Consider the following 25447-nt stretch of genomic DNA (forward strand, 5'->3'; position numbering starts at 1 on the left):
GCCATAAAGGACATAGCCCCGCCATGATCTCGGGCGTATAGCAGATCATCTCCCCTTGGCCCTGCGCCATGTCATCCCCGCGGCCTTGCTGCTTCCTCTGCTCCGCCGCGCCACCGTGAGTGATTCCGGACGATGTCGGATCAGATTTACCAGGCGCCGATGGTTCGGCGCGCCGCGCCCAATTTCCGGGTGATCGCGATGATCGTCGCGAGTGCGATGCTGATGGAAAATATCGATGCGACCGTGCTGGCGACCGCGCTGCCCACCATGGCTCGCGATTTCGCTGTCAGCGCCCCGGCCATGTCGATCTCACTGACCTCCTATCTCCTCAGCCTGGCGATCTTCATTCCGGCCAGCGGCCGGATGGCCGACAGTTTCGGTTCGCGCACTGTCTTCAGGGCGGCGATTGCCGTCTTCGTCATCGGCTCCATTCTCTGTGCGCTCGCGCCGACGCTGCCCTTCCTGGTCCTGGCCCGGCTGCTGCAGGGCATGGGCGGCGCAATGATGATGCCGGTCGGCCGGCTGGTGCTGATGCGCAGCGTCGACCGCAAGGATATGGTCAGCGCCATGTCCTGGCTGCTGGTGCCCGCGCTGATCGGCCCGATCGTCGGCCCGCCGCTCGGCGGTTTCATCGTTACCTATCTTGACTGGCGCTGGATCTTCTACATCAACGTGCCGGTCGGCATTATCGGCATGATCTTCGTCTCGATCTATATCGACGAGGTGAAGGGCAAGGCGGCCGGCCCCTTCGATACGATCGGCTTCATCCTCTCTGGCATCTCGCTCGGCTCGCTGCTCTTCGGCTTCGAAATGTCGAGCCATGAAGGCGAGGGCGCTTTCTCGATCTTCCTGATATCAGTCGGCCTGCTCTTCGGCCTCGCCTATCTCAGGCATGCCCGCAGGCATCCATCGCCGATCATGGATTTTTCGCTGATGAAGGTGCCGAGCTTCGGCACCTCGGTCATCGCCGGTTCGCTGACGCGCATCACCCAGGGTGCGCAGCCTTTCCTGCTGCCGCTGCTCTTCCAGATCGGATTCGGCCTGTCGGCGGCTGCGGCCGGCCAGATCGTCATATCAACCGCGCTCGGCGCGCTCGCCATGAAACCGATGGCGCGGTTTGTTTTCAGGCGGCTCGGCTTCCGCAGAAGCCTCGTCGTCAACGGCATTCTCGGCACGGCCGGTTATGCCCTCTGCGCCGCCTTCCGGCCGGATTGGCCGATGCCGCTGATTTTCGTCGTCCTGGTGCTCAGCGCCTTCTTCCTGTCGTTCCAGTTCACCGCCTACAACACCATCGCCTATGACGAGATCGAAAAGGAGCGGATGAGCTCGGCCACCAGCTTCTACACCACCTTTCAGCAGCTGATGCTGTCGCTCGGCATCTGCATCGGGGCCTTGGCGCTGCACGGTTCGATGGCCTTCAACAATGTCGAAACGCCGTCGCTTGTCGATTTCTCCACCGCCTTCATCGTCGTCACCATCATCTCGATCACCGCTACCGTCTGGAACCTGCGTTTCTCGCCGACCGCTGGCGAGGAGATCAGCGGCTATAAGGCCAGAGGGATAAAGGTGCCTGGAGAAACAAAGGCTTGACGCGCGTCGCTTGAATCAAATTCTGAGCCAGCCTTCAGTCCTTATCCTCCATGTCAGCCGCCATTTCCGCGAGCTTGCGCACGGTGTTGAGATTGCGCGAGGTCCCGGGCTTCAGCGCCGGCAGCTTCAGTTTCGAGCGGCCGGACCCATTGGGATAATGCACATAGATCTCCCGTCCGGCCAGCTTCGCCTCCTCGCCATCGGGCGCCACCATTTTGTCAAGCGCATCGCCGGACGCCTTTTCGGGCAGGAAGTAGACGAGCAGGAAACTCGGCTTGGCGTCGGGGAAGGGCGCGTCGGCGGCAATCGCCTCGAGTTCTTTCCGGCTGCGCACCATCACGCCCGGCCGCTTGCCCATCTTCTGTCCGAGCGCCGCGTCGAGCTTTTCCTCGACTGCCGTTTCGGACGCATCCGAGCGGAACAGCACATTGCCGCTCTGGATGTAGGTTTTCACGTCGGTAAAGCCGAGGCCCTCGCAGATCGATCTTAGTTCAGCCATCGGCAGCGACCCGGTGCCGCCGACGTTTATGGCGCGGAGGAGGGCGATATAGACGGGCATTTCTGTCTCCTGGGCTGTGCCGTGTGGCATGCCCCAACCCTCACATCTTCCCCGCCACCTTGATCGCAAACGCATACTCGAACGCGATCTCTTCCAGCCGCTGGAAGCGCCCCGAAGCGCCGCCATGGCCAGCGTCCATATTGGTCTTGAGCAGGATCGGCGCTTCGCCGGTTGTCTTGTCGCGCAGTTTCGCCACCCATTTGGCCGGTTCCCAATAGGTGACGCGCGGGTCCGTCAGGCCGCCGAGCGCCAAGATCGGCGGGTAGGGTTTTGCGCCGACATTGTCATAGGGCGAATAGGCGGCGATCTGCTCGTATTCTTCCTTGCTGTCGATCGGGTTGCCCCATTCCGGCCATTCCGGCGGGGTGAGCGGCAGAGTGTCGTCGAGCATGGTGTTGAGCACGTCGACGAAGGGAACGGCGGCGATGATGCCGGCGAACTTCTCCGGCGCCATGTTGGCGACGGCGCCCATCAGCATGCCGCCGGCCGATCCGCCCTCGGCGATGATCTTCGCGTAAGAGGTGAACTTCTGTTGATTCAGATAATCCGCCGCGGCGACGAAGTCCTTGAACGTGTTCGTCTTCTTGTCCATCTTGCCGTCTTCGTACCAGGCAAAGCCCTTGTCCTTGCCGCCGCGGATATGGGCGATGGCATAAACGAAGCCGCGGTCGACGAGCGACAGGCAATTGGTGTTGAAGCCGGCCGGAATGGTAATGCCGTAGGCGCCATAGCCGTAGAGCAGGCAGGGTGCTGAGCCGTCGAGCGGCGTATCCTTGCGATAGAGCAGGGTGACCGGTACTCTCTCGCCGTCCCAGGCCGGGGCGAAGACGCGGCGGGTGACGTAGTCGTCGGGATTGTGGCCGGAGGGCACTTCCTGCGTCTTCAACAATGTGCGCTCGCGCGTCACCATATTATAGTCGTAGAGCTGCGACGGCGTCGTCATCGAGGAATAGGAGAACCGGATGACATCCGTATCGTATTCCGCCGCGCCCGAAAGCCCCAGTGAATAGGCTTCTTCGGCAAAGGCGATCGCATGTTCCTCGCCGGTCGCCCGGTCGCGGATCATGATCCGCGGCAGCCCGTCCTTGCGCTCCAGCCACAGGAGGTGGCGGGCATAGGCCATGTGGCTGATGATCAAAGTCCCGGGCTTATGGGCGACGACTTCGCGCCAGTTTTCCTTGACCGGATTGTCGACCGGCGCTTCCATGATCTTGAAATCCTTGGCGCCGCCGTCATTGGTCAGGATGTAGAAGACATCGCCGCCTTCTGTCAGCGAATATTCGATGCCTTCCTCGCGCGCAGCCACCAGCTTCGGCTCGGCCGTCAGGTCCTTGGTCGACAGCAGCCGGTATTCGCTCGTTTCATGGTCGTGAATATCGATATAGATGAAGTCGTCGAGCAGCGAGCCGCCGACGCCCATGAAGAAGCCGGCATCGGCTTCCTCATAGACCAGCCGGTCTTCCGACTGCGGCCGGCCGACAATATGGTGGAAGACTTTCGACGGCCGGTGGTTCTCGTCGAGCGCTGAATAGAAGAAGCTCTTGCCGTCTGGCGCCCAGACGCCGCCGCCGCCGGTATTCTCGATCCGGTCCGTAAGATCTTCCCCGGTCGCGAGATCGCGCACCTTCAGCGTGAAGAACTCCGATCCCTTGTCGTCATAGCCCCAGATGCCGCGGCTGTGGTCGCTCGAATGGTCGAGGCCGGCGAGGCGGAAATAGGCCTTGCCGGCGGCTTCTTTGTCGCCGTCGAGCAGCACCGTGCGGATCGTCTCGTCGGCAACGTCGCCGTCACGGGGAATGCGGAAATAGCGCGGCTGTTCGCCGCCGGTGACATAGAACGTGCCATAGGCATAGGCGCCATCCTTCATCGGTACCGAGCTGTCGTCTTCCTTGATGCGGCCGCGCATTTCAGCAAACAGCGCTTTCTGCAGCGGCTTGGTGTCTTCCATCGCTGCGTTCATATAGGCGTTTTCGGCTTCGAGATGCCGGCGGATCTCGGGGTCGAGGATCGACGGATCCTTGAACATCGCCTGCCAGTTATCGGCGCGCAGCCAGGCATAGTCATCCGTGCGGGTAATGCCGTGGCGCGTATCGGAGAGGGGCTTTTTCGGTGCGGCGGGCGGTGTCGGCAGGCTCTTGAAAACGGACAAGGAATTGGCTCCGGTGGGAATGTCGGGTTGGCAAGAGATAGAGGCGCGCCGTCGCCGGATCAAGCGGCTAGGCTGTGCCAGGGGTGCAGACGGCCTTCCAGAGCCGAGGAGACGGCACCGCTCGCCCTGCCTTGATGTCACCACAATATTTAAGGAGGTCCGCTATCACAGAGCGAATTTTGCACGTGCCCAGCCCCCGGCAAGCCGCCGGTGGCAGGATGAAGACTGTACAACAGTAAGGGATTTCCTCCGCAATGCCGAAACGCCTTCTCCTGTTTGTATCCCTGGCCGGCTTGGCTGCCCCCGCTTTTGCCGTCGACCCGGCCATCAAGAAGCAGCTGGAAAAACTTGATCCCTCCACCCGCCTGGAACAGAGCTGCGACACGGAAGCGATGAGCCGGATCAACAATGACAGCACCGGCTTCAAGCCCGACAAGGTGATCGCCTATACCTTCAAGGACCCGATCGCCGGCGACAATTCGCTGCAGGCGCCGGGCGCGGTCTTCCGCAGCAAGGGTGATTGGTATCATCTTTCCTACAATTGCATCACCGGCCCGCAGCATATCAACGTGCGCGAACTCGACTATCAGATCGGCGAGAAAGTGCCGCGCGAGAAATGGGACAAATATTATCTCTACGATTGATGCTGCTGCATCCGTCCGGGCTACTACGGTGACATCCGGCCACATGGCGGTATGCAAAAATACCCGCTAGAATCGCCGGATCGAACCTTAGAAGCCCTGATATGAACCGCATCCTCGTCGTTTCGGCGTTCCTTCTGGCCGCGATCTCAGCCGCATCGGCGGACGAGTTGTCGTTGGCGCCGCCAGCTGCTCCGCTCTCGAAGGCGCCGGCGATCAAACTTGTCGAGCCGCATCTGCATATCGCCCGTTCCAACATAGCGGGCCATGCCCGCATCGCGCTCACCTTCGACGCCTGCATGGGGCAGGCGGACGAACGCATCCTTTCGACTCTGGTGCGCGAGCGCATTCCGGCAACGATCTTCGTCACCGCCCGCTGGCTGAAGCGCAACCCGCAAGCCCTTGCCGTCTTCCTGCAGAATCCCAATCTCTTCGAGATCGAAAACCACGGCGAGAACCATATTCCGGCCATCGATACGCCGATGCTCGTCTATGGCATTGCCTCGGCCGGCTCGCCGCAGGCGGTGAAGCAGGAAGTCGAAGGCGGCGCCGCCGCCATGGTCGCATCCGGCATTCCCGCACCGCACTGGTTCCGCGGCTCCACGGCCAAATACGATCTTCCTGCCATCGGCGAGATCCGCGCCATGGGCTATCGCATCGCCGGCTACTCGGTGAACGGCGACGGTGGCTCGCTGCTCGGCGCTGTCATCACCGAAAAACGCATCGCCTCGGCCAAGGACGGCGATGTCGTCATCTCCCACATCAATCAGCCGACCCATGCGGCCGGGGAGGGAGTGGCAAAGGCGCTGGTTGATCTCAAGATGAAGGGCGCGGAGTTCGTTCGTCTGGAGGATGTCGAGGATATGGGCGACGACAAGACGACGGAATAGAGCTGCGGTTGAAGGTGTACCGTGTGGCACGGCACAATAGCCAAAGCGAAGCCTCTACCGCAACGCATCCCCAGTCCCCAACCTATCGTCACCAAACCGCCGTATCCCTGGTCCTTCCCGGTCGAGCGCGAAATCCTCGAACCAGTCGCGATGAATCCCAGCAATCATCGCCCCGACCATCTGGGCGGCGAGATAGGAGAAGGTGATGCCGTTGCCGCCATAGCCGTGGGCGGCGAAGACATGCGGCATCCCGGGCGTCGGGCCGATCAGCGGCAGGCCATCGGCCGTTTCGCCGAAGGTTCCGCCCCAGGCATGGGCGATGCGGGTATCGACTCTCGGCCATAACCGCTTCATCTTCTCCTGGACGGCGCTGATCTTGGCCGGCAACTTTCGGTCCCGCGCTGCGGCATCGGTCGTACCGTCGTCCTCGCCGCCGGCGACGATGCGATTGTCCGCGGTCGTGCGCATGTAGAGGTAGGGATGGCTGTCCTCCCATAGCAAAGCCCTGTCGCGCCAGAACGTGGCGGGGTTCTGCGGCACGGTGGCGAAGGCCCAGCTCGAACGTGTGCGGTGCAGTTTCGGCATGTCGAGGCCCGGCATCGAATAGCCGGTCGCCAGCACGACATGCCGCGCCTCGATGACATAGGCGCCGTCCGTCTCCGCCGTCACGCGATCGCCTTCGCTGTGCAGTGCGGTCACGGAGGCGCTGACCGGCTGCGCGCCGCGCCTGATGGCCATCGCGATCAGCGCCCAGGTGAGCAGCAGCGGATCGGCTTCCGCCGAACCCGGCGAATAGATCGCTCCATCCCGATCGAGCTCGAATTGCGTGAAGAGATCGGGATGTTCGAGATAGACGCCGGGCAGGCCCGCCCGTCGGCGAAGCTGGCGCTCTTCCCTGAGGTCGCGGGCGCCTTCCAGATTGCAGGCGAGATAAAGCGTGTTGCGCGGCCGGAAGCCGCAGGCCACTCCGTTCGCTGCGATCAGCTTCGAAAGACCGGCGACGGCAGCGGCGCTGCGGCGATAGATTCCCGCCGCTCGTTCGAAGCCGTAATAGGCCTCGAGCTGTGTGAGCGTGCTGTCGATTTCCCATTGCAGCATCGCGGTGCTGGCGGCGGTGCTGCCGAAGCCCGGCTCTTCCCGGTCGATGATAACAACGGAAAAGCCACGCGCCGTCAGATGATCTGCGATCAGCGCGCCGGTGATGCCGCCGCCGATCACCGCGACATCGGTCGAAAAGCTCTGCGCCATCGGCCGCCATTGCGGACGTATGGCATTCTTTCCCCAGAGCGAATGGCCGCTGACCATCTGGTCATGATCGGATTCGTCGAGATCGAGATCGGACGCCACTTATGTCTCCTCGCGTGATTACTTCGGCAATTGCGGCTGCGGTTTTTCCTCGATCAGCAGTTCCTCGATGATGGTCATGACGATCAGCGACAGCGGCAGCGCCAGCATTGCGCCGACGGCCCCCCACATCCAGGTCCAGAACAGGATGGCGAGGAAGACGATAAAGGGATTGATTTCAAGCCGCCGCCCCATCACCGCCGGGAAGATCAGGTTCTCCATGACGAGATGCACCGTGAAGAAGGCGGCCGCCGGCACCAGACCGACGATGAAGCCGTCATAGGTGATGATCCCGGCGATCGCGACGGAAAGCGTCATCAGCGTGATGCCGAGATAGGGGATGAAGCTCGACAGGAAGGCGAAGAAGCCCCAGAGCACCGGCGCCGACAGCCCACTTGCATAGGCGATGACGGTCATGACGACGCCAAGCCCGACATAGATCAGCGAGGCGGTGGCGAAATAGAAGCCGAGCACCTGCTCGACGCCATTGATGACGCGGATCGCCGCCAGCCGCTGCGGGCGGGTGCGGAAGGTCATGATGATGGTCTTGCGCAGATTGACGCGGCTGGCAAGAAAGAGCAGCAACGCGGCGAAGAAGATCAGCCCCTGTATCAGTGCCGGCGTCAGGCTGGTTGTCACCACATGCAGCACGTTGCCGGTGTTTTCGAGCAGCGCGCCAATCGACATCGGCCCGCTTTCGAATGTCGCCGGCGTGATGTGCAGCCATTCGATGCGCTCCAGATAGGGCATGATGCGGCTGATCATCCGCTCGATGAAGGCGGGGGCTTCGTTCGCAAGCGTCGCCAGCGGATCGGCAAGCGAACTGACCAGCAGGACGATGACCAAAGCGACTCCGCTTGAAAGAAGGAAAGCGTTGGCAAGCCTTGGCACACCCATTTTGCTGAGGTTTTCAGCGGCGAGGCCGAGGATCATGCCGACGACGACGGCAAGGGTGACCGGAATAAGAATCAGCGACATCATGTAGACGGCGGCAAGGCCGAGGATGGCGAAAATGCCGATGATCGCCCAGGCCATGCTGATGTCGAGCCCGTCCTTCTCAAGCCGATGCACCGGCGGCGACGGCAGTTCCTCCGCTGCCTCCTGCAACGACTGAGCCCAGGCGCTGGTTTGGCGTTCGCCGATGGCGATCTTCTTTGCGTGTTTGCGGATGCCGTTGGCGATGCCCATGTGGTGAGGTCCCCGAAGCCCCATTGCTTCGCCACAAAAACGCGCTGATGCGGTTCCGGTTCCGGTTCCGCGGCCATGGCGCTGTCGTAAAGACATCAGTCCGCCTGCAGGCAAGGGCGCTGATCGCGGAAGTGTCCGCTCCTTCTTCGGCTCGCGCCGATTTGATCCTGCCGCCGGAACAACCTCGCAGGCGCTGGCGTTCGGTCTCGGAAGGAGAGTGCTCATGATTGCAGATCCCGATCAGACGAAAACCACCGAGACCTATTCGACCGATCCCCCTTATGCGGACGAGGCGAGGTTGAAAGCCGCCGATCAGCGGCGTTGGTGGGTCTGGACCGTTCTTGCGGCGGGCGCGGCAGTTCTCATCATTGCCGGCGTGAGCGTTGCGATCTGGCCAAACCCCGGCAACAATGATCCGACCGCGACGGCTTCGACCAGGCCGGATCCGATCAACACGCAGCCCTCCGGTCCCGGCGCCTTCAACAACGACCCGGCCTCCGGCCCTGCACGACCGCCCGAAGCGACAGACCGGTCGCCAACGCCGAGCGGAAACGGCGGCGGACCGACGCAGGTGACGACGCCATCAGGAACCGAGAAGGTCCAATAGCACAGGCTCAGGACGAAAGCGTCAGGCCGATGCCCCAGGGATCTTTGAGGAAGACGCCGCCATCGCGCTTCTCGCTGTTGATCTCCAGCGCGTCGAACCTGGAGACCGCCGCGTCGAGCGTCGCCTTATCGTTGAAACGGATCCGGTAGTCGGAAAGCCCGGTCATATTGTCGGCGCGGGCGGTGGCGCCTCGGCTGTTCCAGATGTTGGCGGCGAGATGGTGGTGATAACCGCCGGTCGCAAAGAAGCTCGCGCCGGGATAACGGGCCATCAGCTTGAGGCCGAGCACGTCCCGGTAGAAGGCGTCGGCCTGCGGGATATCGCCGACCTGCAGGTGCAGATGGCCGATCGCCGTTCCCTCAGCCATGCCGTCCCAGCGATCACTGGGCGCGCTATCGTAGAGCGCCTGCAGGTCCAGACGCCGCGTCGCCATTTCGACCATGCCGTCCTGGTGGAATTTCCATTGCTCGTGCGGCCGGTCGGCATAGATTTCGATGCCGTTGCCCTCGGGGTCGGAAAGATAGATCGCCTCGCTGACGAGATGGTCCGAGGCGCCGTCGAGCACGACATTGTTGTGGGCGGCTTGACGCAGCCAGCGCGCCAGTTCGGTGCGATCGGGCATCAGGAAGGCTGTGTGGAAAAGGCCTGCGGCATTCCGTGGCGCGACTGTCGCGTCCCTTGCCGTCGTCAGCGTCAGCAGCGGATGACCCCCGACCCCCAGCACTTCGCCGCTCGTCGTCTTCTCGATGACCTTCAGGCCGAGCATCGACTGATAGAAGCCGGAAACCAGGCCGAGGTCGGTAACGACGAGATGCGACTGGTCGATGTGAGCAGGCCGCGTCAGCGCATAGGATGTTTCTGTCATCAATGGGTCTCCTGCCTCTGCAGTTGAAGCGTACCGGCGGTGGCGGCAATCATGCCGCCCGTGGCAAATCCGAGGAAGTCTCGCCGGTTCATGCGCCTGGTCTCCTCGGTTGCCGTACTTGATCTCTATATGGTCTATCCAGATTGTTCACAGAAGGCTTGTTTTTGAGGATGAAGCGTTGAGCAGATGTTGACGATGACCTGCACCGGCTTGATCGGAGTCAATGCGCCCGTATCTTCATCTGAGCAAGCTTATGCATCTCAGTCATGGAGGGAAGCCATGTACAGGAAAATCATCGTGGCGATCGCGCTCGGCAGCCTCGACAGGGGAGAGAACATTCTCCGCAAGGCCGCCTCGCTGCTCGACGCGGGCGGCCAGATTGTCGCGCTCAACGTCGTCGAGGATGTGCCGACCTATGTTGCGATCGAACTGCCAGCCAATATGCTCGAGGACGCCATGAAGGACGGCCGCGAGAAGCTGGAAGCGCTGGTCGCCGCAACCGGGATCGCGGCGACGATCGACATCCGCAACGGCCCGCCGGCCAAGGCCATCATCGCGGCCGCCGAAAGCTACGGCGCCGACCTCATCATCCTCGCCTCGCATATTCCGGATTTTTCCAACTATTTTATCGGCGCCACGGCCGACCGCGTCGTACGGCACGCCAAGTGTTCAGTGCTGGTCGAGCGGCAGAAGATCTGAATCTTCGCCGCTCCATTTTCGAGTGCTCTTCCCAGTCGTCGAGGCGGGGCAGACCTCGCGCGGTCTGTCACGAAGATTTACTGCCCGCGCGATGCGCCGCAGTTGCGCCCCCGCCAGTTCGGTGCGACCATCGCAATCGGGTACGAAACGGGTTGGCGTGCATGGCCGAGTTCAACGGCATTCGCTGGGCTTACGACAGATACGAGTTGATCGCCGACGGCATCGTCCATGGCGTCGGTCTCGTGTTGGCGCTGATCGGCGCCACCGCTCTGATCTTTTACGCCACGGTTTGGAGCTCCCACGGCGCGCTCGCCGCCGCCTGGATCTATGGCGTCGGACTGGTGCTGACGCTTGCCATCTCCTTTTCCTACAATGTCTGGCCGGTCTCGCGCACCAAATGGTTCCTGCGCCGCTTCGATCATTCGGCGATCTTCATCCTGATCGCCGCCACCTATACGCCATTCCTCGAGCGCGGCGCCGACGATCCGCTGCTCTTCTTCATGCTGGTGGCGATATGGCTGTTCGCTGCCGTCGGCATCGTCCTGAAATGCGCCTTTCCCGGGCGCTACGACCGTCTCGCCATCCTGCTTTACCTCGCCATGGGCTGGAGCGGCGTGCTGGTGGCGGGGCCCGTCGCCGCGCGCATTCCCTCCGCTTCGATGCTGCTGATCATTATCGGCGGCGTCATCTATTCACTCGGCGTCATCTTCCATGTCTGGGAGAAACTGCGTTTCCAGAACGCCATCTGGCACGGTTTCGTCGTCATTGCAGCGGCCGTGCATTATTCCGCCGTCTTCGCTTGTTTCAGCCTGCCAATGCCGGGCTTCTGAGCTGCGGCCTGCCCGAGACCGTTCCGCAAGCCTTTCTCTGCCGTATCAGCCGTTTACATCTTTCGAACTGCGGCGTATGCCAACCCGCGCAGTCAATCCGAACCGGGTCATCATGACAGACGCCGTCCTCCTCCGCGACGCCACCGAAGCCGATCTTCCCGCCATCCGGGATATCTACAATCATGCCGTCGAGCACACGACGGCGATCTGGAACGAGACGCTCGTCGATCTCGAAAACCGACGGGAATGGCTGAGCGCGCGCAACGGCCGCGGCTTTCCGGTCATCGTCGCCGACAAGTCGGGTAAGGTCGCGGGCTATGCCTCCTATGGCGACTGGCGCGCCTTCGAGGGCTATCGCCACACGGTCGAACATTCCGTCTATGTCGAGAAAGATCATCGCAGCGCCGGCATCGGCGAGGCCCTGATGCGCGAATTGATTGCGCGTGCGGCGGCCGCCAATATCCATGTGATGATCGCCGGCATCGAGGCCGACAACACCGCCTCGATCCGGCTGCACGAAAAGCTCGGCTTCCGTATTGTCGGCAGATTTTCCGAGGTCGGCACCAAGTTCGGCCGTTGGCTGGACCTCACCTGCATGGAGCTTCGCCTGCCCGGCGAGGCCGATTGACCTACTTGCTCGGGCAAGGCCGACGGAGGATGAGCGCTCGCCGGACGGAGTGACCGGCAAATCATTGCCGGAGCGGTCACTATCTTTTTATTGTATTCTGAGCTGTGTAGAAAAGAGAGGCCGCCTGCTTCGCGAGAGGCGGCGTGATAAGCGTCATGGAGTTCAACAGTTCAATGGTAATGCATAGATCGCCGCTCGGCCTCCTTGCCTTCCTTCTTCTCGCCGCTGCTCCGATTTCCTCGCGTGCTGCCGATTGTGGCAGCACGGCCTCGCCGAAGCTCGACTGGCAGGAATGCACGAAGAAAAACCTGATGTTGCAGGGCAGTGACCTCCAAGGCGCCAATCTCTTCAGCACCGATTTCTCGCTGACCGATCTCAGCGGTTCGAATTTCAAATCCGCCAATCTGGAAAAGGCGAGCTTGGTGCGGGCCTCGCTTGAGGGGTCACATGCCGAAGGGGCCAACTTCGCCAAGGTCGAGGCCTATCGCGCCAGCTTCGCCAATATTGCCGCCGAAGGCGCTTCCTTTGCCGGCGCCGAGCTGCAGCGCGCCAATTTTGCCGGCGCCCGGCTCTCCGGCGCGAGCTTCGAAAAGGCCGAACTCGGCCGCGCCGATTTCGACAAGGCGGTGCTGACGGGGGTGAAATTCTCTTTCGCCAATCTCTCCCGCGCTGACCTTTCCCACGCCACCTTCGAAGGCCCGTTAATCTTCGAGCGCGCCTTCATGTTCTTGACTCGCATCGAAGGCCTCGACCTCTCGGCTGCCGCCGGGCTCGAACAGGCACAGATCGACCTCGCCTGCGGTGACGCCTCGACCAAACTGCCCGCCGGCCTCTCGGCGCCGCCGACATGGCCTTGTCCGGCTGAGCACGAGTGATTACCAGGCGACACTATACGCCTATGGCAACACGCACGTCTCTCTTGGATGGTTCGGTTCGACTTAGTGGAGTTTGAACTCGCCCATGACGCGGCGCCACTCGTTCGGCCCGATCAGCCGCTGGTGGGTGTAGCGAACAGAATGCAACGGCCCGTCGAGGGAGGACTGCCAGAACTCGAGAAACTTATGCATCTCCGGAAAGTCCGGGGCAAGATCGTAATCCTGCCAGACATAGGTCTGCAACACGGATTCAAAATCAGGAATGCGATAGAGGATATGTGCAGTGGTCAGCCCATAGCCGTTCAGCTGACGTTCCAGATCTGAGGAAAATCGCATACTTCATCTCCGTTTCGTGACGCTCGAAAGGTGGCGCAAAATTTTGCAGCCATCAACGGATTTCTGAAACGCGTCCACCGTGTTTATTGTGCCTTTACAGGATGTTAGCAGCCACTTCGCACGAGTGCTAATTTTTTTATGGCGCCCTCTTGAAATGGAAAAACCGCAAAACCAGATCATTGCGCGCAGAACGCTCGATCGAGGTTTTGCACCCGCCCGGACTGGTCATCCGGTCCGGCCAGGGGAATAACATCACTATTGTTTGTCCATTGGAGGAAAACATGTCGTTCCGACCGCTTCATGATCGCATTCTCGTCCGCCGCGTCGATTCCGAGGAAAAGACCAAGGGCGGCATCATCATTCCCGACACTGCCAAGGAAAAGCCGCAGGAAGGCGAGGTCATCGCCGTCGGGCCCGGTGCACGCAACGAGGCCGGCCAGATCCAGGCGCTCGACGTCAAGGTCGGCGATCGCGTTCTGTTCGGCAAGTGGTCCGGCACTGAGATCAAGATCAACGGCGAGGACCTGCTGATCATGAAGGAAAGCGATGTCATGGGCATTATTGAAGCCCAGGCGGCCGAAAAGATCGCCGCCTGAGGCATGTCCGCGCATGAGTCAAAAAGCTGCCTATTGAAGGAGTGAAAGAATGGCTGCGAAAGAAGTGAAATTTCATAGCGATGCCCGTGAACGCATGCTGCGCGGTGTCGATGTGCTGGCCAACGCCGTAAAGGTGACGCTGGGTCCGAAAGGCCGTAACGTCGTGATCGACAAGTCCTTCGGCGCGCCGCGCATCACCAAGGACGGCGTTTCGGTTGCCAAGGAAATCGAGCTCGAAGACAAGTTCGAAAACATGGGCGCGCAGATGCTGCGCGAAGTCGCATCGAAGACCAACGACCTCGCCGGCGACGGCACCACGACTGCGACGGTGCTCGCCCAGGCGATTGTCAAGGAGGGCGCCAAGGCGGTCGCCTCCGGCATGAACCCGATGGACCTGAAACGCGGCATCGATCTCGCCGTCGACGCTGTCGTCGCGGAACTGAAAACTAACGCCCGCAAGATCTCCAACAATTCCGAAATTGCCCAGGTCGGCACGATCTCCGCCAATGGTGATTCCGAGATCGGCCGCTACCTTGCCGAAGCAATGGAGAAGGTTGGCAACGAAGGCGTCATCACCGTTGAAGAGGCCAAGACTGCCGAAACCGAACTCGAGGTCGTCGAAGGCATGCAATTCGACCGCGGTTATCTGAGCCCCTATTTCGTCACCAATCAGGACAAGATGCGGGTCGAACTGGAGGATCCCTATATCCTCATTCATGAGAAGAAGCTGTCGAACCTGCAGTCGATGCTGCCGGTTCTCGAAGCCGTGGTTCAGTCCGGCAAGCCGCTCCTCATCATTGCTGAAGACGTCGAAGGAGAAGCCCTTGCGACCTTGGTCGTCAACAAGCTGCGCGGCGGCCTGAAGATCGCTGCCGTCAAGGCGCCTGGCTTCGGCGACCGCCGCAAGGCCATGCTTGAAGACATCGCCATCCTGACCGGCGGCACCGTCATCTCCGAAGATCTCGGCATCAAGCTTGAGAATGTGACGCTCAATATGCTCGGCCGGGCAAAGAAGGTGGCCATCGAAAAGGAAAATACCACCATCATCGACGGTGCTGGTTCGAAAGCGGAACTCGACGGTCGCACCGCTCAGATCCGCGCGCAGATCGAAGAAACCACCTCCGACTATGATCGCGAGAAGCTGCAGGAACGTCTTGCCAAGCTCGCCGGCGGTGTTGCCGTCATCCGCGTCGGCGGCTCGACGGAAGTCGAAGTGAAGGAGAAGAAGGATCGCGTCGACGACGCGCTGCATGCAACACGCGCGGCGGTCGAGGAAGGCATCCTGCCCGGTGGAGGTGTGGCGCTGCTGCGCGCGGTCAAGGCGCTCGACAATTTGAAGACTGCCAATGACGACCAGCGGGTCGGCGTTGAAATCGTGCGCCGGGCGATCGAAGCCCCGGTTCGCCAGATCGCCGAAAACGCCGGCGCCGAAGGCTCCATCATCGTCGGCAAGCTGCGTGAAAAGAGCGAATTTTCCTATGGCTGGAACGCCCAGACCGGTGAATATGGCGATCTCTACGCGCAGGGCGTCATCGATCCGGCCAAGGTCGTTCGCACCGCACTTCAGGATGCAGCTTCGGTTGCCGGCCTGCTGGTGACGACGGAAGCGATGATCGCCGAAAAGCCGAAGAAGGAAGCTGCTCCGGCCATGCCCGCCGGCGCCGGCATGGACTTCTAAGCGATCGCTCGGCCCGCTCTGCCCTCGGGGCGGGCCGTGCTACGCACTACCGAATGAAACAAGTTCCATCGGTCGACATCAATGGAGCCAAGCTATGAGAAAGGAAAACATCAGCAATTCCATACAGCAGAATGCCGTGGCAGCTATCAGTGCGGCGCATCTGCTTCATCCGGCGAAGCATTTCGGTCACCCGCGTGACGTGCTTGCCGCCGCCGAGATCGACAACGACGAGAAGCGGGCAATTCTCGCTTCATGGGCATCCGATATCTTCGCAGTCGAATCCGTACCAGCCCTCCGCCTTTACCCTGGGGCCGAAAGAGCTGTATCCTATGACGAGATCCTTGAAGCGCTGAAGGCTTTGGATAATGGCGATCGCCCATCCGCGAGGCAGGATACGTCCGCTTCCCTGAGTTCCCACAGGACCCGTCGTCGAAAACCACCCACCCCCCGATTTCCCGGCCTTTGCTTGTGCAGCTATTGGAAAGGAGGACGGCGCCGACCGCTGTTCGAAACCTGACTCTCCGTCTGGCCTGCCGTGTGCCTCTCGAAGACGCAGGCATGATTTTTGCCGACGGCTCTTTGCTCAACTGAGGAGTTTTGCCGATGAAGATCGCTCAGATTGCACCGCTCGCCGAGAGCGTTCCCCCAAAGCTGTACGGCGGGACGGAGCGGATCGTTTCCTACCTTACTGAAGAACTCGTGGCAAAGGGACATGAGGTCACGCTCTTTGCCAGCGGCGATTCCGTCACACGGGCGACACTCGTGTCGTGTGCGGACGTCGCCTTGCGGCTCAACCCTGCGGTCAGGGACCATCTACCGCATCAGGTCGTGATGCTCGAGGAGATCCGGAGGCGGGCGCATGAGTTCGACGTGCTGCATTTCCACATCGACCTGCTGCATTTCCCGCTGATCCGCGATTTCGCCGATCGCACCGTGACCACGCTGCACGGGCGGCTCGACTTGCCGGATCTCAAGCCGTTCTACGCCGCTTTCCCCGATATTCCATTGGTGTCGATCTCCAATGATCAGCGTCACCCGATGCCACCAGTCGACTGGCGCGGGACGGTCTATCATGGTCTCCCGGCCGATCTTCTTCCATTCACGGAGAACCCTAGGGGTAACTACCTGGCCTTCCTTGGTCGGATCTCTCCGGAAAAGCGCCCCGACCGAGCCATTCAGATCGCGGCAAAAGTCGGCATGCCTCTGAAGATCGCCGCCAAGATCGATAATGCCGACAAGGTCTATTGGGAAACCGTCATCGAGCCGATCGTTAAGAGCCATCCGCATGTAGAATTTATCGGCGAGATCGACGAACGTGAGAAAGCTGACTTCCTCGGAAATGCAGGCGCTCTGCTCTTCCCGATCGACTGGCCGGAGCCCTTCGGGCTGGTGATGATCGAGGCCATGGCCTGCGGCACGCCGGTCATCGCTTTCGGCTGTGGCTCGGTTCCCGAGGTCATTGACAATGGCATCTCCGGCATCCTGGTCGACAGCGTCACCGAGGCGGCCGAAAATGTCGAATGGGCGCTGCGCCTCGATCGGCGCAAGGTGCGGGCCGCGTTTGAAAAGCGCTTCACCGCACAGCGAATGGCGTGCGACTATCTCGACATCTATCGCAACCTGCCGGGCGTTCGCATCAAAGCCGCGCCCCTCCGCCGGTCGAATGGTCAAGCGCTCGACCTGCAGGCTGTCGCCTGAGGCAAGGAGGAGGAGACCATGTCGAACGTATCTGCGGACAGCAACCCCGCCACAGCATCGTCAGGCGTGGTGGCGCCCGTCGCTCAGTTCTTCATTCCGGCCGCCGCATCGCTGCAGGAGCGCCGGCCGCGTACATTGAAGCACGGCGATACTTTCGCCGTCTTCGACCATAATGGCGATGCTCTTTCCGGTCCCGGCAGCCCGGAAGGCCTTTTTCACCGGGACACTCGTCATCTCTCGCATCTTTACCTGACGATCAACGAACAGCGGCCGATGCTGCTGTCGTCGACGCTGCGGGACGACAATGCGACGCTGACCTGCGATCTCACCAATCCTGATCAGTTCGATGAGAAAGGAAGGCTGGTTCTGGGCCATGACGTGATTCATCTGCGCAGATCGCGCTTTCTCTGGAATGCCAGTTGTTATGAACGGCTGGCTGTGAGGAATTATGACGAGCGGCGGCAACAAGTTCGCATTCAGATCTCGTTCGGGGCCGATTTCGCCGATCTTTTTGAAGTCCGCGGCACCGCAAGGGCAAGGCGAGGGCGCCATCTTCCCGCCGTCGTAGAACAGGATTGGATCCTGCTTTCCTATATCGGCCTGGACGGTCGCAAGCGGTCGACGCGCCTTTCCTTCATGCCGGAACCGGCCGAGGTTCGTAGCGATCTCGTCACTTATGACCTCCATCTGGAGCCGCACGAGACCAAATCGCTCTTCATCCAGATCGCCTGCGACCATACGTCCGCCGATCGACTGAGCCGTCTTTCCTTCTTCCTTACCTTGCGGGATGCCCGCCGCGCGTTGCGTGCCTCCTCCTCGCGCGCGGCGTCGGTCACAACCTCCAACGAGATCTTCAACGAAGTCGCGCGACGCAGCGCCTCCGATCTTTACATGCTGATCACCGACAAGCCGGAAGGCCCCTATCCCTATGCTGGTATTCCCTGGTTCAGCACTGTTTTCGGCCGCGACGCCCTGATCACGGCGCTTCAGACGCTTTGGCTCGATCCGGAGATCGCCCGCGGGGTTCTCGGTCATCTTGCAGCCAATCAGGCGACGGACGTCGATCCTGCTTCAGACGCCGAGCCGGGCAAGATCCTGCACGAAGTGCGTTGCGGCGAAATGGCCGAACTCGGCGAGGTTCCATTCCGGCGTTACTACGGCAGCATCGACTCGACGCCGCTCTTCGTGATGCTGGCCGGCGACTATCTCAAACGAACCGGTGATCTTGCGACCATCGACCGTATCCTGCCGCATGTCGAAGCGGCACTGACCTGGATCGACGAACATGGGGATCGCGATGGAGACGGCTTCGTCGAATACGGGCGGCTGACGGAAGAAGGACTGATCAATCAGGCGTGGAAGGATAGCAACGACTCGGTCTTCCATGCCGATGGCACATTGGCCCGAGGCCCGATCGCGATCGCCGAAGTCCAGGCCTATGTCTACGGCGCTTGGCAAAGTGCTGCCGAAATCTTCCGGTGGAGGGGCAAGCCGGAACGCGCGGCGAGCTTTCTCGCGCGCGCGGAGGGACTGCGCCGCGCCTTCGACATGAGCTTCTTCGATGAGGAACTCGGCACCTATGTGTTGGCTCTCGACGGGGATAAACGGCCTTGCCGGGTCCGATCCTCCAATGCCGGCCACGCTCTGTTCACCGGTATTGCTTATCCCGAACGGGTCGCACAGGTGACCCGCACCCTTATGAATGCGTCGTCCTTCTGTGGCTGGGGCATCCGGACGATTCCCTCGACCGAAGCACGTTACAATCCTATGAGCTACCACAATGGCTCGATCTGGCCACATGACAATGCCATGATCGCCAGTGGTCTTGCCCGCTATGGCTATCGCGCCGAAGCCGCGCGAATCTTCGAGGGGCTGTTTGCCGCTGCGACCTATATCGACCTGCGGCGGCTTCCCGAACTGCTCTGCGGCCTGCCGCGTCAGCGCGCACGCGGACCGACCTCTTATCCGGTTGCCTGCTCGCCGCAAGCATGGGCAGCAGCAGCCCCTTTGTCGCTGCTGCAATCCTGCCTCGGTCTCGACTTCGATCCGAATAGTTTGCAGATCAGCTTCAGCGTGCCGCGGCTTCCTTCTTTCCTCGATGAGGTGATCTTACAGCGCCTGCTGATCGGCAATTGCTCGGCTGACGTGGCCATCCGCCGGTCGAGACACCAGGTCGTGGTCGATGTCATCAATCGACAGGGCAATGTCAGCGTGCTCACCACGGCCTGATGAAGGACCGAGCAGGAAAGACGGGTCGACCGCCTTTTCTAATCCGGTTCCTCTTCGTCCGACCTCAGCAGGTCAACAAGCGCAGCAACCCTGCCGGTCGGTAGATGCCGCCCTTCACCCACCAGGGCCTCGTCATTGTTGGCCCATGCAAACGCCTCGACAAGCTCGGTTTGGGTTGCACCTGTCGCGATGATCTCGGCCACAAGCGTTTTGTCTGCAGGTCCAAGGACGGCGACGACGTCGTGTGAAGTCATTGTCATAACCATTGCTCCTCGCTCAAGCTCCAAAACATATGGTGGCGTCTTCGAAAAGATCAATTTTTTTCGTTAAGAAATTCGATCCCCTTGAAACTGTAAGACACTGAATTATATCAGTATTGTCGATCGCCCAATAGGGATCGGCAGAAAGTCCAGGAGACGCCGGTCGCTCTTGGCGTCTCCTTGTGTCCATGTTGCTTGCAAGGAGGATATGGCTATGAGGACAAACCTCGATTTCTCTCCCCTGTTCCGGTCGAGCATCGGCTTCGAGCGAATGTTGAACGCGCTTGAGGCTGCAGGCCGCGCCGAGACAATCGACAACTGGCCGCCTTACGATATCGTCAAGGCTGGTGAGAACGACTACCGCATTGCCATGGCAGTGGCGGGCTTTTCGCAGGACGAGCTGGCAATCACGCAAGAGCAGAACATGCTCATGGTATCGGGGCAGAGGGCAGAGAGCGAAGATGTTCAATACCTGCATCGCGGAATTGCCGGACGCTCGTTCCAGCGCCGGTTCGAACTGGCCGATCATGTGAAGGTTGTCGACGCCGGTCTTGCCAACGGTCTGCTGACCATCGATCTCAAGCACGAAATTCCTGAAGAGATGAAGCCGCGCCAAATCGAGATCGGAACTGGTCACGTAATGCCGAAGGCCGAGACGAAGCAGATCGAGGGCGAGACACAGGCGGCCTGAGCGTGGCGCCAGACGCCGTCTGGCGCCCATGAACCATCAGAAAGGAGTAGAGCCATGAGTGTTCGTGATTTGATTCCCTGGGGCCGCAACAACGGCAATCAGATGCCGAGTCTCCTTCGCGACGACGACCGCGATCCTTTCCTGTCGCTCCACCGCGAGGTCAACCGGCTGTTCGACGACGTTTTCCGCGGTTTCGGTTCCAGCTTGCCGTCACTTCGCGGCGCCAGCGGCTTTGGTGCCGGCTGGCCGAGCGTGGAGATCTCAGACACCGACAAGGACATCAAGGTGACGGCCGAAATACCCGGCCTTGAGGAAAAGGACATCGAGGTCTTACTCAATGACGGCGTACTGACCCTGAAGGGTGAGAAGCGTTCGGAAACGGAAGACAAGGAGAAGCAGTTCTCGGAGCGCTACTATGGCCGCTTCGAGCGACGCATCCCGCTCGGCACCGAGGTCAAGGAGGACCAGGTCGACGCCACCTTCAAGAACGGCATCCTCACCGTCACTTTGCCCAAGACCGAAAAGGCGCAGTCACAGGTCAAGCGCATCGCCATCAGAAGCTGACGAGCGCGGCGGCCGACACCTGGCCGGCCGCCGCTCATCCTTCACCAGTTTGGGAAGGATAAACGATGAAGATTATCGGACGTACACACCGCGAAAACACAGCACCGATCTCCCGCTTCCGCGCCTCGAACGACGATCGGCGCAGCCGTCTTCCTTTCACAGTTCCGCAGTTCCAAGAGAACAGCGTCGCCCGCATCTCATTTCTGGCTTCCCACTACACCGTGACCGAGTTTTGCGGCGACGGCGATTCAAGCGCCGTCGCCGCAACCGTCTTCTGCCCGCAGGAGGCGGCCATTGATGATGCAACCAACTAAGAAGGAGAAATGATCGATGCTGAAGTCTCTGTCTTCCAACAACCGGACGGCTTTCGATATCGTCAATATCGTTGCCGGTCTTGGCCTCTTCATCTCGCCCTGGCTGTTCGGTTTCTCCGCTGAGACCTATGCCGCCTGGAATGCATGGATCGTTGGCGCGGCCATCACCCTGATCGCCGTTGCCGCTCTCTATGCTTTCTATGAGGCCGAGGAATGGTGCAACCTGGTCCTCGGGCTATGGGCTGTGATCGCTCCTTGGCTCCTCGGCTTTTCAGCCGTGGCAGCGGCCATGTGGGCGCATGTGATTGTCGGCCTGGTCGTCGCTGCCCTCGCAGCGGGCAGCATCTGGTTCAGTCATAACCATCCGTTGTCGACCGCATGACTGAATGCGAACGGGCTCGGGCGTCCGGGCCCGTTCGCCTTACCACTCCGCCCGCCGTCCCTGGAGGAGAGGCTTGGCGGCCGATCAGACTGGTTGACGACCGCGACGCGGTGATCGCCATCGATGGGTGCGCGGCTCTCCGTGCAAGGGCGGCGGATCGACGATCATTGGTTCAGCGCTATTCGGGCTCGAACACCATGGCATGGCCATTGATGCAGTAACGCAGACCGGTTGGCGGCGGGCCGTCGGGGAAGACATGGCCGAGATGGGCGTCGCAGGTGCCGCAGCGGATTTCGGTGCGCACCATGCCGTAGCTGGTGTCGCGATGCTCGGTCACCGCATCGGGAGAGACCGCTTCGAAATAGCTCGGCCAGCCGCAGCCGGCGTCGAATTTCGTGTCGGAGCGGAAAAGCGGGGCGTTGCAGCCGACGCAGCGGTAAAGCCCCGTCTCGAAGGAATCCCAGTAAGGGCCCGTGAAGGCGCGTTCGGTGCCGTGCTGGCGGGTGATGCGGTATTGCTCGGGCGTGAGCTGCTCTTTCCATTCGGCGTCTGATTTATGGATCTTGGCGGTGGTTGCAGTTTCGGACATGACGTGCTCCTTTCGCCGAAGGGCGGTTCCGTTTCGCCAGAAATGTGGTGCGCCGTCTTTGTTTCATCAAGCCTCCGGCGCCGGGCCGCGGGAATCGCGGCATGCAGCTATCAGGAAAGACGTCCGCTTTTACATCTATTAAGGGTTTTCTGTTAGGGTTAATGTTACGTGCATTGAGGAGCCATTGGTGTTTGAAGCCGCAATCGTCCTGCTCTACGGCCTCGTGGCCGTGACCGCCATGGCGGTCACGCTGCTGGAGGGCTGGGCCAATCACGCCGGTTTGACGTTTCATCGTCTCGCCGGACTTGTCGCCTGCCTGCTCTGGCCGCTGACGCTTCTGCTCTTCGTCCTGCACGGCTCGGTCGTCCGGCTGCTGACGCGTCTCTCCCGCTCGCTGGCCTGATCACGGCAACTCTCTGAGCCCGGCAATTGGCGTCTTAACCTGTTTCACGCCGAACTTATGCACAGGAAGCTGTGAGTAAAGCTTGGCCTAAAGTCCTATAATTCTTCATCAGCCATTTTTTCTCAAGAAAAACCACAAATAATAATTGGCCTTTCGGCCAAACGATGGTATTTGAAAATGCAAGTAGAATTCTGATTGTGAATTACAATCCTACTGCTTCCAAGTCCCTCAGTTTTGATTTTTCAATGTCTAACTGGGGCCATCGCCTGGAGCAAGACGGTAGTGGTTTTCGGTCAGGCAGTATAAGAACAGGTCTCGGACTTCGGAATCTAGGGGTGGATTTCACGTTTTTCGAAACAGAAGATTGCTTCCTGTGCTTTTGCTGTTCGCTTCTACGAGGCGGGTCTTTGGCGTGACAGTCAAAGATCGTTTGAGCATGCTAACAGGAGAAAAAATATGACGGATATGGCGACCGGCAATGGGCCGGAGCTGCTTGTGGAACTGACGGCCGACATCGTCGCGGCTTATGTCAGCAACCATGTTGTCCCGGTCAGCGACCTGGCAAATCTGATTTCCGACGTGCATTCGGCACTTAGCAACACATCCGTACCGCAGCCCGCTGCGGCTGTCGTCGAAAAGCAGAAGCCAGCAGTCTCTGTCCGCAAGTCCGTACAGGACGAGCAGATTACGTGCCTGGAATGCGGCGGCAACTTCAAGTCCCTCAAGCGTCACCTCATGACGCATCACAGTCTCTCGCCGGAAGAATACCGTGAGAAATGGGACCTGCCGACCGACTACCCGATGGTAGCGCCCGCTTATGCCGAAGCGCGTTCGCGCCTGGCGAAGGAGATGGGCTTGGGTCAGCGCCGCAAGCGCGGCCGCGGCTGAGCTTTTCCGCTGTCAATGACAAAAGCCGGGTCTTGTGCCCGGCTTTTCTGTCTGTACCGCAAACCTGAAACCGAAAACCGGAAGCCGTTTCCGGGCGCTATCCTGGTCCGGCCCGTTAAATGAAAGCAAGATTCAGACTTTAGTCCGAACGACCCCAGAGTTCATCCTGTTCCGGATGAGGATAATAATCTCCCCGACTATTCCGCCGCTATCGCAAGTCATGCACGGGGCAGACGGGATATTATCAGGGAACCTATCTTACGCTTTGGAGCGCGACGTAGAATGTATTCCTATACTATAAGAAAGTGTTAATATAGTCGGTTGGCCGTTTCCGCAAATGCGCAATCCGCCGCGCTCGCCGACCGAATCAATGACGTTCACGCCGCGGCGCGGACTATCGCCTCTTCCCGGATTCGCTTCACCATCGAGCGCAGCCCGTTCGAGCGCTGCGACGACAGGTTCTCCACCAGGCCGATCTTCGAGAAGATCTCGAAGGCATCAAGCGCAGCGATTTCGGAAGCCCGCTTACCGGAATAGGTGGCAAGCACGATGGCGACGAGGCCGCGCACGATATGCGCGTCGGAATCGCCCTCGAAACTCATGATTGGGTTTTCCGGATCGCCCGACGTATGCGTCACCAGCCACACCTGGCTGGCGCAGCCCATCACCTTGTTCTCCGAGGTGCGTTTTTCCTCGGCGAGCTCGGGCAGCGCCTTGCCGAGTTCGATGACATAGCGGTAACGGTCTTCCCAATCGTCCAGGAAGGCGAAGTCATCGATGATCTGGTCGAGGGATGCCATAAAAAGCCTTTCACCTTTTTGCATGCTGGCAAAACGACACGGCAATTTTGCGTCCGGACATGCTCTAGGACTGCATATAGGTGATAGACCGACAGATTTGAACCGCTAAAGCGCGCAGTCTTTCTGATGCGGCGCTTCAGCTTTTGTTTTTACGCATGTCGTTATCGAAATCCACCGCACATTCTTGTGCGACATGCTCTCAAAAGAAACGCCGTGAGGGATGGGCATCCTCACGGCGCAGCAATCTGCTGAATTAAACAGGGCAGGCACGTCAGGCATGGGGCATTTCCGCGTCATGCGGACCACCGATGCAAGCTCTAAAGCATGTCGCGCAAAAGTGTGCAGCGGTTTTGCGTGAACGACATGCGGAAAACCAAGGGCCTAAAGCGCGGCAGGCGAATCTCAAAGATCGCACCGCGCTTTAGAATTCCAGTGTGACGCAGTCCCGCGTCCGAACGTTGCTTATGTGCGGCGGGCCGGTTGCCCGCGCAATTTCGTCAGATCGCCGGCTTCGGCGTCGGCAGCGGGATCGCGCCGGTTACCACCGTCTCGGCTTCATCGTCGACCGGCGGTCGGTAAGGCATCGGCTGGTTGAGCGCAGCCTTTGCCTCGCGCACCTTCTCCTGGACGGAAGGGGAGGCAAGCGAGGGCATGGCGGGCGCTGTCCGGTTTGCCGGCTCGGCAAGCCTTGCGGGCGTCGTCGGTTCGTCGGTGAATTGGCTGTCGAGAAGTTCGTAAGCGACACGGGCGCCCTCACGGGCCCGGTAGCCGAGCGCCGTCAGGGTCTCGGCGCCTTTGGCGCAGACATCCGGCTTTTCCGAGCACATGCCGGTGAGATAGTCATAGGCGCCGCTCGCCGCCGTAAACGCGTCTGAGAGCTGCAATTGTGGGCCGCCGGCAAGCTTGTCGGATCCCTCCGTGCTGAAGACGGAAAGAAGCACGAGCACTAGGCCAAACCAGAAGGATCCTTTGATCAGAAACCACATTGTCGTTGCCCATCCTGTTTTCCCGTCCGGTTCTTATCGCCGAATCAGGCCGGTTGTCCGGTGTGCTCTCACCCTATCGGCAAGTTGCGAATGCCGCTTTTCAAAACTCGTGCGCATTTGCGGCAAATTTAACTCAAATTTTAGCGAAGCGCATTTGAGCGGCATTTA

30 protein-coding genes are annotated in these 25447 nt (G+C 60.4%); 19 read left to right on the plus strand and 11 right to left on the minus strand.

Going from position 1 to position 25447, the window contains the following annotated elements; genetic code table 11:
• Window positions 1-132: 132 nt before the first annotated feature.
• Window positions 133-1590, plus strand: coding sequence for an MFS transporter (locus HJB91_RS17155; RefSeq protein ID WP_221146860.1), 1458 nt, complete (start codon window positions 133-135; stop codon window positions 1588-1590).
• Between the two features lie 34 nt (window positions 1591-1624).
• Here the strand turns inward: HJB91_RS17155 and HJB91_RS17160 are convergent, their stop codons facing one another.
• The gene (locus HJB91_RS17160; RefSeq protein WP_221146861.1) at window positions 1625-2149 is read right to left on the minus strand and encodes a DUF1697 domain-containing protein; all 525 of its coding nucleotides are present in this window, start codon (window positions 2147-2149) and stop codon (window positions 1625-1627) included.
• Window positions 2150-2189: 40 nt separating this feature from the next.
• Complete coding sequence (locus HJB91_RS17165) at window positions 2190-4298, minus strand: S9 family peptidase (RefSeq protein WP_221155549.1); 2109 nt, start codon at window positions 4296-4298, stop codon at window positions 2190-2192.
• Window positions 4299-4552: 254 nt separating this feature from the next.
• Here HJB91_RS17165 and HJB91_RS17170 point away from each other — a divergent pair, with 254 nt between their 5' ends.
• Both HJB91_RS17170 and HJB91_RS17175 read left to right on the plus strand, forming a co-directional pair.
• Complete coding sequence (locus HJB91_RS17170; protein ID WP_064801273.1) at window positions 4553-4942, plus strand: DUF930 domain-containing protein; 390 nt, start codon at window positions 4553-4555, stop codon at window positions 4940-4942.
• Window positions 4943-5043: 101 nt separating this feature from the next.
• A complete protein-coding gene (locus tag HJB91_RS17175) occupies window positions 5044-5829 on the plus strand; it encodes a polysaccharide deacetylase family protein (protein ID WP_221122631.1) in 786 nt (261 codons plus the stop codon).
• 54 nt (window positions 5830-5883) lie between these two features.
• Here the strand turns inward: HJB91_RS17175 and HJB91_RS17180 are convergent, their stop codons facing one another.
• Both HJB91_RS17180 and HJB91_RS17185 read right to left on the minus strand, forming a co-directional pair.
• A complete protein-coding gene (locus tag HJB91_RS17180) occupies window positions 5884-7176 on the minus strand; it encodes an FAD-binding oxidoreductase (protein WP_210628619.1) in 1293 nt (430 codons plus the stop codon).
• Between the two features lie 18 nt (window positions 7177-7194).
• On the minus strand, window positions 7195-8361 hold the full coding sequence (locus tag HJB91_RS17185; RefSeq protein ID WP_210628618.1) for an AI-2E family transporter: 1167 nt from the start codon (window positions 8359-8361) through the stop codon (window positions 7195-7197).
• A 223-nt stretch (window positions 8362-8584) separates the two neighbouring features.
• Between HJB91_RS17185 and HJB91_RS17190 the strand changes: the two genes are divergently transcribed.
• A complete protein-coding gene (locus HJB91_RS17190) occupies window positions 8585-8968 on the plus strand; it encodes a hypothetical protein (protein WP_221146863.1) in 384 nt (127 codons plus the stop codon).
• Window positions 8969-8975: 7 nt separating this feature from the next.
• Here the strand turns inward: HJB91_RS17190 and HJB91_RS17195 are convergent, their stop codons facing one another.
• Together HJB91_RS17195 and HJB91_RS17200 are read right to left on the minus strand one after the other, a co-directional pair.
• Entirely contained in the window at window positions 8976-9836 is an 861-nt protein-coding gene (locus HJB91_RS17195) for a VOC family protein (protein WP_221155550.1), read from the minus strand.
• Window positions 9833-9925, minus strand: coding sequence for a twin-arginine translocation signal domain-containing protein (locus tag HJB91_RS17200; RefSeq protein WP_221146865.1), 93 nt, complete (start codon window positions 9923-9925; stop codon window positions 9833-9835). Before HJB91_RS17200 ends, HJB91_RS17195 begins: the two co-directional genes overlap by 4 nt.
• Window positions 9926-10112: 187 nt before the next feature.
• On the opposite strand from HJB91_RS17200, the gene HJB91_RS17205 reads away from it, so the two are divergent.
• From HJB91_RS17205 to HJB91_RS17220, 4 genes are all read left to right on the plus strand, one after another.
• A complete protein-coding gene (locus HJB91_RS17205; protein ID WP_210628614.1) occupies window positions 10113-10532 on the plus strand; it encodes a universal stress protein in 420 nt (139 codons plus the stop codon).
• A 161-nt stretch (window positions 10533-10693) separates the two neighbouring features.
• Window positions 10694-11362, plus strand: a complete 669-nt coding sequence (gene trhA, locus HJB91_RS17210; protein ID WP_210628613.1) for a PAQR family membrane homeostasis protein TrhA — start codon at window positions 10694-10696, stop codon at window positions 11360-11362.
• Window positions 11363-11438: 76 nt separating this feature from the next.
• Complete coding sequence (locus tag HJB91_RS17215) at window positions 11439-11990, plus strand: GNAT family N-acetyltransferase (protein WP_405047663.1); 552 nt, start codon at window positions 11439-11441, stop codon at window positions 11988-11990.
• 173 nt (window positions 11991-12163) lie between these two features.
• Window positions 12164-12865 carry a pentapeptide repeat-containing protein gene (locus tag HJB91_RS17220; protein WP_210628611.1) on the plus strand — a complete coding sequence of 234 codons (702 nt, stop codon included), beginning with the start codon at window positions 12164-12166 and terminating at the stop codon, window positions 12863-12865.
• 63 nt (window positions 12866-12928) lie between these two features.
• Here the strand turns inward: HJB91_RS17220 and HJB91_RS17225 are convergent, their stop codons facing one another.
• Window positions 12929-13201 carry an usg protein gene (locus HJB91_RS17225; protein WP_168294277.1) on the minus strand — a complete coding sequence of 91 codons (273 nt, stop codon included), beginning with the start codon at window positions 13199-13201 and terminating at the stop codon, window positions 12929-12931.
• Window positions 13202-13482: 281 nt separating this feature from the next.
• Between HJB91_RS17225 and groES the strand changes: the two genes are divergently transcribed.
• From groES to HJB91_RS17245, 5 genes are all read left to right on the plus strand, one after another.
• Window positions 13483-13797 carry a co-chaperone GroES gene (groES, locus tag HJB91_RS17230; RefSeq protein WP_210628610.1) on the plus strand — a complete coding sequence of 105 codons (315 nt, stop codon included), beginning with the start codon at window positions 13483-13485 and terminating at the stop codon, window positions 13795-13797.
• A gap of 49 nt (window positions 13798-13846) precedes the next feature.
• Window positions 13847-15475, plus strand: a complete 1629-nt coding sequence (gene groL / locus HJB91_RS17235) for a chaperonin GroEL (protein WP_221122632.1) — start codon at window positions 13847-13849, stop codon at window positions 15473-15475.
• Window positions 15476-15569: 94 nt separating this feature from the next.
• Complete coding sequence (locus HJB91_RS30810; protein WP_221165067.1) at window positions 15570-15992, plus strand: hypothetical protein; 423 nt, start codon at window positions 15570-15572, stop codon at window positions 15990-15992.
• 86 nt (window positions 15993-16078) lie between these two features.
• Window positions 16079-17173 (plus strand): glycosyltransferase family 4 protein, encoded by a 1095-nt coding sequence (locus HJB91_RS17240; RefSeq protein WP_210628607.1) that lies wholly within the window; start codon window positions 16079-16081, stop codon window positions 17171-17173.
• 18 nt (window positions 17174-17191) lie between these two features.
• Entirely contained in the window at window positions 17192-19402 is a 2211-nt protein-coding gene (locus HJB91_RS17245; protein ID WP_221146869.1) for an amylo-alpha-1,6-glucosidase, read from the plus strand.
• A gap of 38 nt (window positions 19403-19440) precedes the next feature.
• On the opposite strand, the gene HJB91_RS17250 is transcribed toward HJB91_RS17245, so the two are convergent.
• A complete protein-coding gene (locus tag HJB91_RS17250) occupies window positions 19441-19662 on the minus strand; it encodes a hypothetical protein (protein WP_210628605.1) in 222 nt (73 codons plus the stop codon).
• Between the two features lie 214 nt (window positions 19663-19876).
• Here HJB91_RS17250 and HJB91_RS17255 point away from each other — a divergent pair, with 214 nt between their 5' ends.
• From HJB91_RS17255 to HJB91_RS17270, 4 genes are all read left to right on the plus strand, one after another.
• Window positions 19877-20353 (plus strand): Hsp20 family protein, encoded by a 477-nt coding sequence (locus tag HJB91_RS17255; protein ID WP_210628604.1) that lies wholly within the window; start codon window positions 19877-19879, stop codon window positions 20351-20353.
• 54 nt (window positions 20354-20407) lie between these two features.
• A complete protein-coding gene (locus HJB91_RS17260; RefSeq protein ID WP_210628603.1) occupies window positions 20408-20917 on the plus strand; it encodes an Hsp20/alpha crystallin family protein in 510 nt (169 codons plus the stop codon).
• Between the two features lie 65 nt (window positions 20918-20982).
• A complete protein-coding gene (locus HJB91_RS17265) occupies window positions 20983-21231 on the plus strand; it encodes a hypothetical protein (RefSeq protein WP_210628602.1) in 249 nt (82 codons plus the stop codon).
• Window positions 21232-21247: 16 nt separating this feature from the next.
• Window positions 21248-21613: an SPW repeat protein gene (locus HJB91_RS17270; RefSeq protein WP_210628601.1), complete on the plus strand. Its 366-nt coding sequence runs from the start codon at window positions 21248-21250 to the stop codon at window positions 21611-21613.
• A gap of 178 nt (window positions 21614-21791) precedes the next feature.
• Here the strand turns inward: HJB91_RS17270 and msrB are convergent, their stop codons facing one another.
• Window positions 21792-22202: a peptide-methionine (R)-S-oxide reductase MsrB gene (gene msrB / locus HJB91_RS17275; protein ID WP_184458808.1), complete on the minus strand. Its 411-nt coding sequence runs from the start codon at window positions 22200-22202 to the stop codon at window positions 21792-21794.
• A 187-nt stretch (window positions 22203-22389) separates the two neighbouring features.
• On the opposite strand from msrB, the gene HJB91_RS17280 reads away from it, so the two are divergent.
• Window positions 22390-22605, plus strand: coding sequence for a hypothetical protein (locus HJB91_RS17280; RefSeq protein WP_210628599.1), 216 nt, complete (start codon window positions 22390-22392; stop codon window positions 22603-22605).
• 456 nt (window positions 22606-23061) lie between these two features.
• Window positions 23062-23493: a MucR family transcriptional regulator gene (locus HJB91_RS17285; RefSeq protein ID WP_010060045.1), complete on the plus strand. Its 432-nt coding sequence runs from the start codon at window positions 23062-23064 to the stop codon at window positions 23491-23493.
• A gap of 377 nt (window positions 23494-23870) precedes the next feature.
• Here HJB91_RS17285 and HJB91_RS17290 read toward each other — a convergent pair whose 3' ends face one another.
• Entirely contained in the window at window positions 23871-24293 is a 423-nt protein-coding gene (locus HJB91_RS17290) for a SufE family protein (RefSeq protein WP_210628598.1), read from the minus strand.
• Window positions 24294-24790: 497 nt separating this feature from the next.
• On the minus strand, window positions 24791-25279 hold the full coding sequence (locus tag HJB91_RS17295) for a DUF5330 domain-containing protein (RefSeq protein WP_221155551.1): 489 nt from the start codon (window positions 25277-25279) through the stop codon (window positions 24791-24793).
• Window positions 25280-25447 lie beyond the last annotated feature (168 nt).

Source organism: Rhizobium sp. NLR10b (assembly GCF_019685435.1).
In the GTDB taxonomy this organism is placed as follows: domain Bacteria; phylum Pseudomonadota; class Alphaproteobacteria; order Rhizobiales; family Rhizobiaceae; genus Rhizobium.